Raw genomic sequence first — 14,914 nt, forward strand, 5'->3', positions numbered from 1 at the left:
AGCTATGATATGCAGAGTATGCGGCTCGGAAGCCGGCTTATATGATACGATATGGAGTAATATTACTGACGTTACAGGCTTTTATAATAAGCCTGTAGAAAAAATTAAAGCTGATATAAAAATATATAGGTGCCCCGGCTGCGGTCATATACAGACTGAATCATTTTTGAATGAATCCTATTACAGTAATTATAATATAATTTATAAGCCTGAACCGGGTGAGGATTCAGGTTATCCTGAAAAGCTTATGGGCTATTATCATAATTGTTTTGAAAGAATGCGAAAATTATCCGATGATAATGACAGCGTGCTTGATATAGGCTGTGCGGCGGGCGATATGCTTTCAATATTATCGGAAATGTATAATTACTGTATTGGAATAGAGCCGTCCGGACGTTTATGTAAGGCGGCTGAAAACCGTGGATTTAATGTTTTAAACGGGTATTTTGGAAATAGTACCGTATTTGACCGGAAATTTGACGGTATAACTTGCTTGATGGTTTTAGAGCATATTGAAAATTTAAGAGAATTTATGGATTCTGCGTATGATAATTTAAACGATAATGGAATTATGCTTTTAAATGTTCCTAACGGACAGAAAATTTTTGATACTGCTTCATACAGTGATATATTTCCTGAGCATATAAATTATTTTACTCCGCAAAGCTTGACTCAACTGGCTTACAGTTCTGGCTTTGAGATTTTAAATCTGGAGGAAGGTTTCGGAAACGGTTTTCATTTAACCGTATGGCTTAAAAAATCTTTGCCCTGCGGTTTATTCTCGGCAAAGAAAAAGGCTGATAATAGACTTCTAAGCGACCTTATTAATGGCTATAATAGGATAGGCGTTTTCGGCATCGGAGTAAGAGCCAGAAACATATTAAATATGATAAATGACGATGAAAGTAGGATAAGGCATTTATTTGATAATAATATTTTCCTGAACGGAAAGTATATACCGGGAATGAATCGCTCGGTGGAGCGGCCGTCAAGGGAAGCGTTAAATGAATGCGAGCTTATTTTAATAACATCGTCTGAATATTACGAGGATATAATTACAGAGCTTTTAGAGCTTGATTATAGCGGAAATATTGCTTATTTGAAAGACGGCAGATACACTCTTTTAACCGAACGGAGATGAAAATGATAATTATAAATTCTGATAACCTTGAAAAGCCTTTGCCGGAGCTTCACTATAAAAAGGCGAGAGCTTATATATGCGGAGAAGAAAATAACGGAGTGTCTATTGTTGTTCAGGCATATGGTCGGCTTGAAAAGACGCGAAACTGCGTTAAAAGCATACTTGAATATACCCGCGGAGAATATGATTTGGTCTTAATGGATAACGGTACTGCTGATAATGAATTAATAGATTTTTTTGAAAGCGTGGAGCGCCGCAAAAAACAGATAATTCGTATCACCAAAAATATTACAGGCGTTTATGCAATCAATAATGTTCTGCGCAGACTTAATACTAAATATATAGCGGTTGTTAATAACGATATTATAGTAACCGAGGGTTGGCTCGATAACCTGCTTACCTGCGCCGAAAGCGACGATAATATCGGCATGATATGTCCCGCTTCTACTAACGTAAGCAATTATCAGCAGGAAAATCTGGGCGGCTTTAATAATTCGGAAGAAATGCAGATGAAAGCAGCCTTGTTTAACAAAAGTAACCCTGCTAAATGGGAGGAAAAAATAAGACTTATTCCTACAGCCGCGTTATACAGAAGAGAAGTATTTGATACGGTAGGACTATACGACGCAGGTTTTATGCATGATTTCGGAGACGACGATTTTACGTTCAGAGTACGCCGAGCCGGATATAAACTGATTCTCTGCCGAGATACCTTTGTTCATCATGATCATAATCAGGAAGCTTTGCCTCCTGAACGATTAGCTATAAGTCAACGCTCCAGAGAATTTTTCAGAGAAAAATATTTTGGGGTAGACGCATGGGAGGATACCGGTAATTATATTAATTTTACCTTTGAAAATATAGATATAACGAATAAAAACGGTAAAAGTATATTGGCCGTTGATGTAAAATGCGGTACTCCTGTTCTGGAAATGAAAAATTACTGCCGAAGCTATGGCGCGGATGTTTTATATTCAAAAGTTTATACTTCTGATATTAAATATTATGCGGATAATATCAGTATTGCCGACGAGGTTATATGCGGTAATCCTGAAACGCTGATTTCAAGTGAGAATAATAAATTTGATTTTATAATTGTAGGACGTCCGCTGAATTCATATAATAACCCGTTTGGGTTTCTTAAAAATCTTATATCAAAGCTCAGCGGCAGCGGATATATAATATTCTGTGTAAGAAACGCAAACGATGCAAGAAGCTTTCTTTCTATGTTAAACGTTAATATCGGAAGTCAGCCGATTGAAATAAAGGCGGTAAACTACAGTGATTTTCTTGATAAGCTTTCAGAATACGGATGTACAAATGCGGATATTCATACTACCTCGCTTCCTGCCGATAAGAAACTTAAAGAGACCATTGCAGGACTTGTAATAAGTATGAACATCAACGGAGATAAGGATTCTGTTTATCAGAATATTATGACTGAAGATTATTGGATAACTGCGAATTGATGATGGAGGAAAAAATGACTGTATCAGAATATATATTTGATTTTCTTGAAAAAAAAGGAGTAAAAAATGTATTTATGGTATCCGGTAGCTCGGCTATGTGGCTGACGGACGCACTCAAAAGAAATGACAGACTGAACGCTTATTGCTGCCATCATGAGCAGGCGGCAGCCATGTCCGCGGATTGCTGTGGACGTGTCGGCGATGTTCCGGGGGTATGTCTTGTAACTATAGGTCCTGGCGCAACAAACGCTATAACCGGAGTAGCGGAAGCGTATTTGGATTCGTCTCCTATGTTTGTTATTTCAGGTCAGGCTAATTCAAAAATACTGCAATATCAGATGGATACGGGAATAAGACAGAAGGGTACTCAAAGCTTGGATCTTGAACCGATGGTATCTTCTATCACTAAATATTTTGCGGCCGTAATGTCGCCTGATAGCATAAGATTCCATATGGAAAAGGCATATTATTCGGCAATGGAGGGCAGAAGAGGACCGGTATGGCTGGACGTACCGATTGATGTGCAGAACAGACAGGCGCCTGAACAGATGAAGGGATTTGATATTCCGGAGGATAAAAAGACTGACGCGGAAATTTCATCCGAAGCGTTGGAAAGACTGGCGAAATCTGAAAAGCCGCTTGTTCTCGCGGGTTTTGGTGTGAGAGCGTCCGGCAGTGCGGGAAAGCTGCTGGAATTTTGTGATAAGCAGAATATTCCTGTTGTGACGTCCAGGGGAGGAATAGACGTTATTACGACAGATAACCCGTTGTTTGTAGGCAGACCTGGAAGCTATGGAGACAGAGCGTCGCATTTTGCCATTCAGGAGTGTGATTTTATGCTTATTCTGGGCAGCAGACTTTCAGTATCAACAATCGGATATTATCCTGACCGTTTCGGAAAAAACGCCTATAAGGTAATGGCAGATATAGACCGGAAGGAAATTGACAAGAGAGACGTTCCGGTTGATGAGAATTATAATTGTGATTTGTCTGATTTTATTGATAATCTGTCGGACAGAGCGGATTCCTCCTATAATGCTGACGCAAGAAAAAGGTGGGTTGATCGCTGTAAGGAGCTGCGCGGAAAGTATCCTGTCGTACTTCAGGAATATCGTGATTCGAATATTATTAACAGCTATTATTTTACGGAGAAATTATCGGAGCATACTCCCGAGGGCGTTAATGTAGTGGTAGACACCGGAAGCGTTTGCAATATAGTATCGCAGACATGGAAGCTCAAGGAAAATCAGAGATATATTATATCGGGAGGGCTTTCTTGCATGGGATTCTGGGCAGGCGCAATAGGATTATCGACCGTTTCCGACAAGGTTATTGCGCTTTCCGGCGACGGAAGTACTCAGATGAATATTCAAGATTTTGCGACGATGAAATATTATAAGCTTCCGCTTAAGCTTTTTGTTTATAATAATAACGGTTATATGCTGATACGTCATAATCAGCATAACTATATGAATGATCGGTTTCTCGGAGTAGGTCCTGACAGCGGCTTACAGACGCCGGATTTTTGCAGGGTTGCAGAAGCTTACGGTCTAAAGGCTGTAAAGATACGCTCGAATGACGAAATAGACGAGAAGCTTAACGAAGTATTCGGATATGACGGTCCCGTTGTATGCGAGGTAATGGTTGAGGAGTTCGGTACTATCGCTCCGAGGATAGCCTCCAGAGTGATGCCGGACGGATCGCTTAAAGCGGCAGAATTTGACGACCTTTGGCCGTTTCTCGAAAAGTAAAAAAGGAATATTCCCGATTATGAAAAAATATGATGTTTTAGTGATAGGCGGAGGCCCGGCGGGATTATCCGCGGGGTATACGCTGAATAAAAGCGGCGTAAGAGCTGCCGTTTATGATAAGAACAGCCATGCCGGCGGTCTTTGCCGGAGCTTTAAAATAAAGGGATATACTTTCGATACGTTCGCACACGTAAATTTCAGCAAGGATCCTTACGTTACTTCTATGCTTGAAGGGAAAACGGAATTTATTATTCATAAACCGGAGGCATATAATTACAGTCGAGGCGTTTGGATAAGAAATCCCGTTCAGAATAACCTTATAGGACTTGACGTTGAAGAGAGAATCAGAATTATTAAGGGTTTTATAGACAGAGAGGATTTTGAGCCGAAAAATTATGACGAATGGCTCAGAAAGCAATACGGGAATTATTTTGCAGATAATTACCCTGCAAAATATACGCGTAAATATTGGACTGTTGAGCCGAAGTCGCTTGAGACCAAATGGGTTGAGGGCAGAATGTATATGCCTTCAATTGATGAGGTTCTGCGGGGAGCAATGACTGAGAATACGCCCAACGTTCATTACAGTAAGGAAATGCATTATCCCTTAAACGGCGGTTATGGCAGCTTTATGGAGTCGTTTTGCAGAGACGCCGGCTATAAACCGTTAAAGGAGCTTGCGAGGCTTTTTATTAAGGATTCCTGCGCCGTTTTCAGCGATGGAGAGGAGGTAGGATATAAAAAGCTTATATCAACCGTGCCGTTAGAGATTCTTGTAAAATCAATTGCCGATGTGCGGGTTCCGGAAAATATTATTAACGCAGCTGAAAGGCTTGATTATACTTCCGGAGCAATGGTGTCGGTGGGACTTGATAAGCCTCACAATTCACCGTCCCTATGGTTTTATATTTATGATGAAGATATTTTGCCGGCAAGGATTTATTGTCCGGATATAAAATCTCAGAATAATGTGCCTTCCGGGCGCTCAGCTATGCAGGCGGAGATATATTATTCAAAATATAATCCCCTTAAGGTATCCTTAAATGAGATAAAAGAAAAAACGGTTTCCGACATGATAAAAATGGGACTTTTTAAAGAAAAGGATATTGTTTTTACAGATATAAGAACTGAAAAGTACGCTAATATAATGTTTACCGGAGAAATTTACAGCGCAAGAAGAATAATACATGATTTTCTTGATAGCTTGGATATTATATATGCGGGACGCTTTGGGGAATGGGATTATCTTTGGACGGGACAGAGTATTATCAGCGGAAAAAAAGCTGCTGAAAAAATAAAATTTTAATGGCAAAATATTTTTGTTTAAAAGATATTGTAATATAATCTGATTTGTGATACAATAATAAAGAAATCAGCGTCTGAAATTATAAATTTTTGTCGGATACAGTCGCTGATCATAAGTTTATTTGATAAACATAGTGAAGGGAGAAAGTTATGTTCGTACACCTTATTGTATGGGGAGTAGTTTTTGCAGTAATGGTGATAGCGGAGCTTGCTTCAATGCAGCTTGTTTCAATATGGTTTGCCGCCGGAGCGCTGGCTTCGTTTATTATTGCCCTATGCGGATTCGGAATGGGTTTGCAGATGTTTGTTTTTGTCGTGGTTTCCATAGTTTTACTTACCGTTACAAGACCTCTTCTTAAGAAATTTACAGTGCCTAAGGTTCAGCCGACAAATGTTGAACTGGATATTGGAAAAACGGCTGTTGTAATCGAAGAGATAAATAATAAAGTTGACGCAGGACGGGCAAGACTCAACGGTGTTGATTGGAAGGCCGTTTCTTCAGACGGCTCTGTAATACCGGCGGAAAGCATTGTTAAAATTGATAATATAAAGGGGACTAAATTATATGTTACCCTTTATGAGGATAAAATAAAAATAACTAAATAATGGGAGGAAATTATGGGCTATATCATTTTCGGAATTATAATATTTATTATTATAATTTTGATAACACGAATCAAAATTGTACCGCAGGCTCAGGTTTATATTGTTGAACGTCTCGGCACGTTTTACTCTGAATGGAGTACGGGACCTCATTTTCTCGTTCCGTTCCTTGACAGAGTTGCAAAAAAGGTTTCTATAAAGGATCAGATTGTTGACTTCAAGCCTCAGTCGGTTATAACGAAGGATAACGTTTCTATGCAGATAGATACGGTAGTATTTTTTCAGGTTACAGACGCAAAGCAGTATGCCTACGGCGTTGAACGTCCGATATCTGCAATTGAAAATCTTACCGCCACAACTCTTCGTAATATTATCGGAGATATGGAGCTTGATGAAACTCTTACCTCAAGGGACAGAATAAATAAGCAGATAACGGCTATTCTTGATGAGGCTACCGACCGCTGGGGTATTAAGGTGAGCCGTGTAGAGCTTAAAAATATACTTCCCCCAAGAGAAATACAAGATTCGATGGAAAAGCAGATGAAAGCGGAACGTGAGAGCCGTGAAAAGATTCTTCTTGCCGAGGGTGAGAAAAAATCCAAGATTCTTGTGGCCGAGGGCGATAAGGAATCGCAGATCCTGCGTGCCGAGGCAGCTAAGGAGGCGGAGATTTTAAAAGCCGAGGCTGAAAAAGAAGCGATGCTCCTTCGTGCAGAAGCAATTAAGCAGAAGAAAATACTTGAATCAGAGGGCGACGCGCTTGCTGTCAAAAATGTTCAGAACGCAAAGGCTGAGTCGCTTGAAAGACTTAATCAGGCTGCTCCGACTGAAACGGTGCTTAAATTCAAGGCTATCGAGGCGTTTCCGAACGTTGCGAACGGAAGAGCTACAAAAATCATCATTCCAAGTGAAATTCAGAGCATTGCCGGTCTTGCCGCAGGCTTGAAAGGAATTATCAGCGATGAGAACGCTGAGAAAACGGATAATCAATAATTTGTGAAAGTTAAACAAAAAATAATATGATATTTTTAAGGAGTGGCAAATGTCACTCCTTTTTCTGTAATATATAATCGAAAATTGTATATTTTGCGAAAATTTTTAAGCGGTATTGCAAGGACGATATTTATGTTGTATAATGTTATTATAGTTGAATTTTATAGTTAATTTGACCTAAATTTCAAATAAATTATGTTGAAATAAGCAATATTTTTGTTAATTTTCATACTTTTATATGTGCATAATTGTTAAAAACGGCAAAAATTATCTGTAAAATTTAATTATATAAAAATTTAAACAAAAGATAAATGAACAAAAGAAAAAAATATGTATTGGAGCTGACAAAATGGTATTTTCAAGTCTTTTCTTTCTCTATTTCTTTCTGCCTCTTTGTGTTATCTGTTATGCCGCGACAAAGCGCATTTATTACAGAAATATGGTCTTGCTTGCATTTTCACTTATTTTTTATGCCTGGGGCGAGCCGCTTTGCGTTTTTTTGCTTATAATAAGCGCTGCCGTCAACTTTCTGTTCGGATTGGTTATAGACCGTTACAAGGGGAGGACAGGCTCAAAAATAGCGGTTACTTCCGCTGTGATTTTTGACGTAGCAGTTTTGGGGATATTTAAATACAGCGGTTTTATAGTTGAAAATATTAACGCTGTTGCGGGGCTGAATTTAAATGTTCCGGATATAAAGCTTCCTATAGGTATAAGCTTTTTTACGTTTCAGATGATATCTTATATAATTGACTGTTACTGGGAAAAGGTTGAGGTTCAGAAAAGCTATTCAAAATTTCTGATGTATGTTTCTTTGTTTCCTCAGCTTGTTGCAGGTCCCATAGTCAGGTATAGTACGATTGAAAGCGAGATTAGTTCAAGAAAAACTACACTTGACGATTTATACAGCGGTATTTCACGAATAGCTGTAGGACTTGGAAAAAAGGTTATAATCGCCAATAGTCTCAGCGCTGTCGTAACTTCGCTGTTTGACGGCGAACTTAAGAATATTTCAGTTGTTGGAACATGGTTGGGAGCGGCTCTATATGCTCTTCAGATATATTTTGATTTTTCCGGTTATTCTGATATTGCTATTGGTTTAGGAAGAATTTTCGGTTTTCACTTTGATGAAAATTTCAATTATCCATTTATATGCAAGGATGTTTCAGAATTCTGGCAGAGATGGCATATTTCTTTAAGTACGTTTTTCCGCGATTATCTTCTATACGTTCCGATTTTCGGCAAGAGAAGAAAATACGGAGGTCTGTTTCTTGTATGGTTTTGTACGGGATTATGGCACGGCGCAAGCTGGAACTTTGTTATCTGGGGTATTTATTTCGGGCTGTTTATTTTTATTGAACAGATAATAGGCAAAAAGAAAATGAAAAAAATTCCGATAGTTGTAAGACATATATATAATAAAATAGTTATTATAATAGGATTCGGTATATTTTATTTTGAAGATTTAGGCAGGCTCGGTAGCTTCTTTAAAAATCTTGTAGGTTTAAACGGAAACGGCTTTATTGACGAATTTACAAAGCTTGCTTTCACCAATAATCTCTATTTGATTATAGCGGCTTTATTATGTTCTTTCCCTATTGCAAAGCTTATAGAAAAAGCGGCGAGAAAATCTGCGGTCGCGGCATATGCAGTCAGCGTTTCAAAGATCGCGGTCAATTTATCGCTTATACTGGTTAGCAGTATAATGCTTGTGGACGCGACTAATAATCCGTTTTTATATTTCAGATTTTAAAGGGAGGCTAATATGAATAATAGAGACGATTTTAATATAGATATAGATCTTCGCCGGAAAAAACGAAAAAGGGTAAAAAAGCGCTATACGGTCAAGCTTTTAAAGAGAATTAACGTTATAGTATGCGCGCTTACTTTTATGGTTATTGCGGTTTGTCTTATAGTTTTAAAACGTCCCGAGGTTTCTGAAATAGAAAACAGGACGCTTGCAAAGTGGCCCAATTTTTCTTTTGCAGATTATTTTTCAGGAAAATATACCTCGGAGGTCGAAAATTATTATAACGATACGGTTCCGGGACGTGAAACATTTAAAAATTTAACCGCTTCGATTAGAGATTTATTCGGTATACAGTCTCAGGATGTAAAGATACACGGAACTCCTGTAAAACAGGACAGCCGTCCGGATAATGAAAATGCGGCAGTTACAAGACCGGCCGAAACCGGGGAGAGCGCTGAATATACGTCTGCTTTGACTCAGCCGACGCAAGCGCGGCAGACAACTGTTGCCACGACTACACAGGAACCCGATCCTCTTGATGATCCGGATATCGAGGGAGAGATAAGCAACAATATTCTGGTCTATAAAAACCGCGGAATAATGCTGTTCGGAGGAAGCTATTCAAATGGAAAAACCTATGCTGAATATGTAAATAAATTTAAGCGGGATTTAGGGATAAATGTTTATTCAATGGTTTGTCCGACGCCTGTTTCGTATTATCTTCCTAAAAAATATGAGGATCTAACTGCGAGTGAAAAGGATAATATTGATAATATAAACGAGTACCTTGACGGAGTTATCCCGATTGACGCGTATGGCGTCCTGATGGAGCATAAAAGCGAAGATATTTATCAGAGAACCGACCATCACTGGTCTCAGCTTGGCGCTTATTATGCAGCTATGGAATTTGCGGAACAGGCCGACGTCCCGTTTGCAAAGCTCAGCAGCTACGAGCATATTGAAAAGGAAGGGTATGTAGGAACTCTTTATGGATATACCGGCGACGCTGATTTAAAGAACAATCCTGAAACGTTCTCTTACTACAAGCCTATGAATAATTATTCCACGACATATTATGATACTGATATGTCTAATGAAAGGGAGGGGAATCTTCTTATAAATATTGATAATGTTGATCCTGTAAGCTGGTATCTTGTATTTATGGGCACTGACGAGGCTGTCGCTCATATTCATACCGATGTTGGAAACGGCAGAAAGCTCGCTATAGTCAAGGATAGCTACGGCAATGCTTTAGTGCCGTGTCTTACCGGTTCCTTTGAGGATATATATGTAGTTGATATGAGATATTTTGAAGTGAATGCGGTTTCTCAGTTTAAGGAATGGGGGATAACTGATCTTCTTTTTGCAATGAATACCTTTAGCGCGACCGGAAGTAATTTTGAATGTATAGAACAAATCAGGACACAGTGAGGAAAAATGATATGAAGGAGCTTCTTTATCCGTTTGACAGCGGATTTATAAAGAAAAACAGAAAGAAAATAAAAAAATCGCTTTTGTCTGCGAATTGTGAGAGAATCAAAAAGAAAATAGCCGTTTTAGGAGGATCGACAACCGACGATATTATAGCCGTGCTTGATTTGTTTTTACTTGAAAACGGAATCGAGGCAGAGTTTTATCAGTCGGAATACAATAAATACTGGGAAGACGCCATGTTTGGAAACAGCGAGCTTAGCGCGTTTTCTCCGGATATTATTTTTATTCATACTACCTCCAGAAATATTACCGACTATACTTTTGATTTGAATTTGAATAAGGAATTTATTGACGCTGCTCTTGAAAAGCAGTACGGACGCTTTGAAGCAATGTGGGATCGTCTGAATGAAATTTATGACTGTCCGGTTATACAGAATAATTTTGAACTGCCGCTTTTCAGAACTCTGGGAAACCGCGACGCATGGGATTATCACGGACGAGTTAATTTTATTAGCCGTCTTAATATGAGGTTTAATGAATACGCATTGATCCATGATAATTTTTATATAAACGATATAAATTATATTTCGGCTCAATACGGACTTAAGGAATGGTCGGATCCTAAGTATTGGTATATGTATAAATACGCTATGTGTCCTCAGGCAATACCTGAATTTGCGTTTAACCTTGCAAATATAATAAAATCTGTTTTCGGAAAAAATAAGAAAGCCTTGGCTCTGGATCTTGATAATACATTATGGGGCGGAGTGATCGGAGAAGATACGGCTGAAGGAATAGAATTGGGCAATGAAACTCCAATCGGGGAAGCTTTTCTTGCATTCCAGAAATACGTTAAGGAGCAAAGCCGGCTTGGAGTGCTTCTTACAGTATGTTCTAAGAACGATGAGGAAAATGCGCTTGACGGATTGAATCATCCTGACGGATTATTAAAGCCGTCTGACTTTATTTCAATAAAGGCGAACTGGGAACCTAAAAGTGAGAATATAGCGGCGTCGGCCGAGGAAATAGGAATACTTCCTGAAAGCTTTGTATTTGCGGATGACAATCCTGCCGAAAGAGAAATAGTAAGGTCGCAGCTTAATATCAGTGCGCCTGAAATATCTTCTCCGGAGGATTACATCAGGATTTTTGACAGAAACGGTTTTTTTGAGCCTACGTCTATTTCAAAGGACGATATCTCAAGGAATGAGATGTATAAGGCAAATGCTGAGAGAACGCGGTTTGCGGCAAGGTTTGAAAGCTATCGCGATTATCTTTTAAGTTTGAATATGACAGCGGAAATAGAACCGTTTTCAGCCGTTTATCTGCCAAGAATAACTCAGCTCACAAATAAAAGTAATCAATTTAATCTTACTACGAAACGGTATACTCAAAATGAAATTGAAGAAATTTCAAGGAACAGAGGATATATACATTTATACGGCAGATTGGAAGATAAGTTTGGCGATAACGGAGTGGTTTCCGTAATTATCGGGAAAATAGAAGGCGGGGATCTGCATATTGATTTATGGCTTATGAGCTGCCGGGTGCTTAAAAGAGATATGGAATATGCGATGCTTGACTCTCTTGTGGAGAAATGCAGGGAGAAAAATATAAAAAATATATATGGGTATTATTATAAAACAAAGAAAAATTCTATGGTCAGCGGACTTTACAAACAGTTTGGGTTTATTGAATTATATGAAAATGAAAAAGGGGACAGCAAGTGGCTGCTTGATATATCCGTATATAAGAACAAAAATAACGTTATTTTAGTAAAGGAAAGGGAAGAGACAAAATGAATAAGGAAGAGCTTTGGAAAAGACTTAACGAGGTTTTCAGGGACGTTTTCGACGATAAAAAAATAAATGTAAACGAAAATACTACATCTGAAGATATTGAAGACTGGGACAGCTTAGAGCATATTAATCTTATTGAAGCTGTGGAACAGGAATTTTCCATGCGGTTTAAAATGAAAGAGGTATCCGGAATGAAAAATGTAGGAGAAATGGCGGCAATTATTTCAGAGAGAGGAAAATAATTTTTATATTATGCAAAAAAATGAAATTATAGATATTGAAATAACGGATATTACAACAGAGGGAAACGGCGTCGGCAGATATAATGGAATGGCGGTTTTTATTCCCGAAACGGCAGTGGGAGATGTAATCGAGGCAAGGATTGTAAAGGTTTTAAAAAATTATGCATATGGAATAGTAAATCGTATTATAAATCCGTCTGCTGATAGAATAAAACCCGATTGTCCGCATTTCCCGAAATGCGGAGGCTGTTCATTCCGTCATATAAGCTATGACGCAGAGCTTAAAATAAAAGAAAAGTTTGTATATGACGCATTTACAAGGATCGGAAAAATAGATTGTGAATTTATGCCTATACTTGGCTGTGAAAATCCTGATGGATACCGCAATAAGGCTCAGTATCCCGTATCAGAAACGGATGATGGAAAAATAATATGCGGGTTTTACGCTAAAAGAAGTCACAGAATAATCGGGGGAAGCAAATGCAGGCTTTTGCCTGACGAGTTTTGCAGTATTGCGGAATATATAGTTAATTACTGCTTTAATCATGGCGTAAGCTCATACAGTGAAAAAACGCATAAAGGTATATTAAGACATATTTATCTTAGAAAGGCTCCGGCAACCGGAGAAATAATGGTATGTTTGGTTGCAACGAAAAATTATAATTTTGACGAGCTTTGCGGTAAGCTGACCGAAAGATATAGTCTTATAAAAACGGTGGCTTTAAATATAAATCCGGATAATACAAATGTAATACTTGGAAAGGAAACAATAATACTTAAGGGCAGCGGAAAAATAACTGATATTATGTGCGGGAATGTAATAAGTATTTCACCGGAGACTTTTTATCAGATTAATTCACCGCAGGCTGAAAAGCTTTATAGAATTGCAGAAGAATTTGCAGAACTGAATGGAAATGAGAAACTGCTTGATTTATACTGCGGTGCAGGAACCATTGGACTTTCGATGGCAGATAAGGTCAGCAGATTGATCGGAGTTGAAATAATACCTCAGGCGGTTGATAACGCAAGGGAAAATGCAGAAAACAGCGGAGTTAAGAACGCGGAATTCATATGCTCGGATTCAGGAAAGGCGGCTGAATATTTTGCTGAAATAGATGAGGCGCCGGACGTTATTGTATTGGATCCGCCGCGAAAAGGCTGCGATAAGCTCACTTTGGATTCAGTTATTAAAATGAAGTCTCAAAAAATTATAATGATTTCATGTAATCCATCAACTGCCGCAAGAGACTGCTCTTACTTTTCTGAAAACGGTTTCGATGTTAAAAAAGTCAAGGCTGTCGACCTCTTTCCCAGAACTGCGCATGTGGAGACGGTAGTACTGCTTTCCCACAAAAAGCCCGACAGTCATATCAACGTAAAAGTTGAGTTCGGCGAGGGTGAGGGCAAAGTTCCTTTAAAGGCAATCTCCGAAAGGGCAGAAGCCTATAAGCCAAAAGAGCGAGTCACCTACAAAATGATAAAAGAGTACATAGAAGCAAAATATGGCTTCAAAGTACATACTGCATATATTGCAGAGGTTAAGAGAGATTTAGGCTTACCGATGTATGATGCTCCCAATGCGGTAGAGGAATTGAAACAGCCGAGAAAACATCCGACAGCGGAGAAAGTGGAAGCAATCAAAGATGCTTTGAAGCATTTTGAGGTAATCTAAATGGATAAGCGTATCATTAGAAATAGTGGTACGTTTATTTTTTTCGCTCAAATTTGCACCTTTGAACAGTTTTGGGCTTTTATATATAATGAAGCCAGAAACGGAGGTGCTGTTTATGAGAGAGCAAACATATCACATATATTTGGATAGCCACCAAAAGACAACCTTGTTACAGAGCCTTGTGGAGCTTAAAAATCAACTCATACAGCAAGGCAGATATACGGACTGTGTTGACGAGCTTATCTTCAAAGTCATAAATGCTCCCGTGAAGAAACTGAAAATAGTCACAACGGGAGGTTAAGATGTATGACAGAGAATTTACAAGGCTTGTAAAGATAGCGGTTGAAACTTTGAAAGAAGAAACTATCTATCAAATGGTACAGCAAAGTGTAGAGTATCAAAAAGAAAAAGATTTAAGTGGTTTGGCAGAGGAACGCTATTTGGAGCTTGACTTAACAAAAGAACAACGAGAAGTCTGTGATGTATTATTAGATTGCAGGGATAGCCAGAACTTAGAGTATGCCGATTTCTCATATATCGCAGGACTGTATGATGCGATACGCATATTGGTAGCTCTCTTTCCCAACAGATGGGATATGGAACAGGTGCAAAAAGTCTTGTGTGTCAACTTAAAAACTGAATAAGAGAAACGAACATTACATAGCCGATTGGTATAACAGCCAGTCGGCTTTTGGCGTTCTGAAGAACAGTTTGTAGTAAACCACACCATTGATGTATCCAAAAGTGTGTGGTTT

General features: G+C 38.7%; 13 protein-coding genes. All 13 read left to right on the forward strand.

Annotation, left to right across the window (positions count from 1 at the left end):
- Positions 1-4: 4 nt before the first annotated feature.
- The 13 genes from ACYQ0N_RS03855 to ACYQ0N_RS03915 all read left to right on the forward strand — a co-directional run bounded on the left by ACYQ0N_RS03855 (position 5) and on the right by ACYQ0N_RS03915 (position 14,803).
- A complete protein-coding gene (locus ACYQ0N_RS03855; protein WP_177532072.1) occupies positions 5-1,141 on the forward strand; it encodes a class I SAM-dependent methyltransferase in 1,137 nt (378 codons plus the stop codon).
- A gap of 2 nt (positions 1,142-1,143) precedes the next feature.
- Positions 1,144-2,610: a glycosyltransferase family 2 protein gene (locus ACYQ0N_RS03860; protein ID WP_177532071.1), complete on the forward strand. Its 1,467-nt coding sequence runs from the start codon at positions 1,144-1,146 to the stop codon at positions 2,608-2,610.
- Positions 2,611-2,624: 14 nt separating this feature from the next.
- Positions 2,625-4,361: a thiamine pyrophosphate-binding protein gene (locus ACYQ0N_RS03865; protein ID WP_460161894.1), complete on the forward strand. Its 1,737-nt coding sequence runs from the start codon at positions 2,625-2,627 to the stop codon at positions 4,359-4,361.
- 19 nt (positions 4,362-4,380) lie between these two features.
- Complete coding sequence (locus ACYQ0N_RS03870) at positions 4,381-5,667, forward strand: protoporphyrinogen/coproporphyrinogen oxidase (protein WP_460161895.1); 1,287 nt, start codon at positions 4,381-4,383, stop codon at positions 5,665-5,667.
- A gap of 149 nt (positions 5,668-5,816) precedes the next feature.
- Positions 5,817-6,272, forward strand: coding sequence for an NfeD family protein (locus tag ACYQ0N_RS03875; protein WP_177532068.1), 456 nt, complete (start codon positions 5,817-5,819; stop codon positions 6,270-6,272).
- A 12-nt stretch (positions 6,273-6,284) separates the two neighbouring features.
- Entirely contained in the window at positions 6,285-7,262 is a 978-nt protein-coding gene (locus tag ACYQ0N_RS03880; protein WP_177532067.1) for an SPFH domain-containing protein, read from the forward strand.
- A 349-nt stretch (positions 7,263-7,611) separates the two neighbouring features.
- On the forward strand, positions 7,612-9,015 hold the full coding sequence (locus tag ACYQ0N_RS03885; protein WP_460161896.1) for an MBOAT family O-acyltransferase: 1,404 nt from the start codon (positions 7,612-7,614) through the stop codon (positions 9,013-9,015).
- A 12-nt stretch (positions 9,016-9,027) separates the two neighbouring features.
- Positions 9,028-10,443, forward strand: a complete 1,416-nt coding sequence (locus tag ACYQ0N_RS03890; protein WP_460161897.1) for a DHHW family protein — start codon at positions 9,028-9,030, stop codon at positions 10,441-10,443.
- Between the two features lie 11 nt (positions 10,444-10,454).
- On the forward strand, positions 10,455-12,248 hold the full coding sequence (locus tag ACYQ0N_RS03895) for an HAD-IIIC family phosphatase (protein ID WP_177532140.1): 1,794 nt from the start codon (positions 10,455-10,457) through the stop codon (positions 12,246-12,248).
- Positions 12,245-12,487 (forward strand): acyl carrier protein, encoded by a 243-nt coding sequence (locus ACYQ0N_RS03900; protein WP_177532064.1) that lies wholly within the window; start codon positions 12,245-12,247, stop codon positions 12,485-12,487. The genes ACYQ0N_RS03895 and ACYQ0N_RS03900 overlap by 4 nt, the downstream gene beginning before the upstream one ends.
- Positions 12,488-12,497: 10 nt before the next feature.
- Positions 12,498-14,159, forward strand: coding sequence for a 23S rRNA (uracil(1939)-C(5))-methyltransferase RlmD (gene rlmD, locus ACYQ0N_RS03905; RefSeq protein ID WP_460161898.1), 1,662 nt, complete (start codon positions 12,498-12,500; stop codon positions 14,157-14,159).
- A 115-nt stretch (positions 14,160-14,274) separates the two neighbouring features.
- Complete coding sequence (locus tag ACYQ0N_RS03910) at positions 14,275-14,460, forward strand: hypothetical protein (RefSeq protein ID WP_460161899.1); 186 nt, start codon at positions 14,275-14,277, stop codon at positions 14,458-14,460.
- Position 14,461: 1 nt separating this feature from the next.
- Positions 14,462-14,803 (forward strand): hypothetical protein, encoded by a 342-nt coding sequence (locus ACYQ0N_RS03915; protein ID WP_460161900.1) that lies wholly within the window; start codon positions 14,462-14,464, stop codon positions 14,801-14,803.
- Positions 14,804-14,914 lie beyond the last annotated feature (111 nt).

It is taken from the genome of Ruminococcus sporogenes (genome assembly GCF_054655175.1).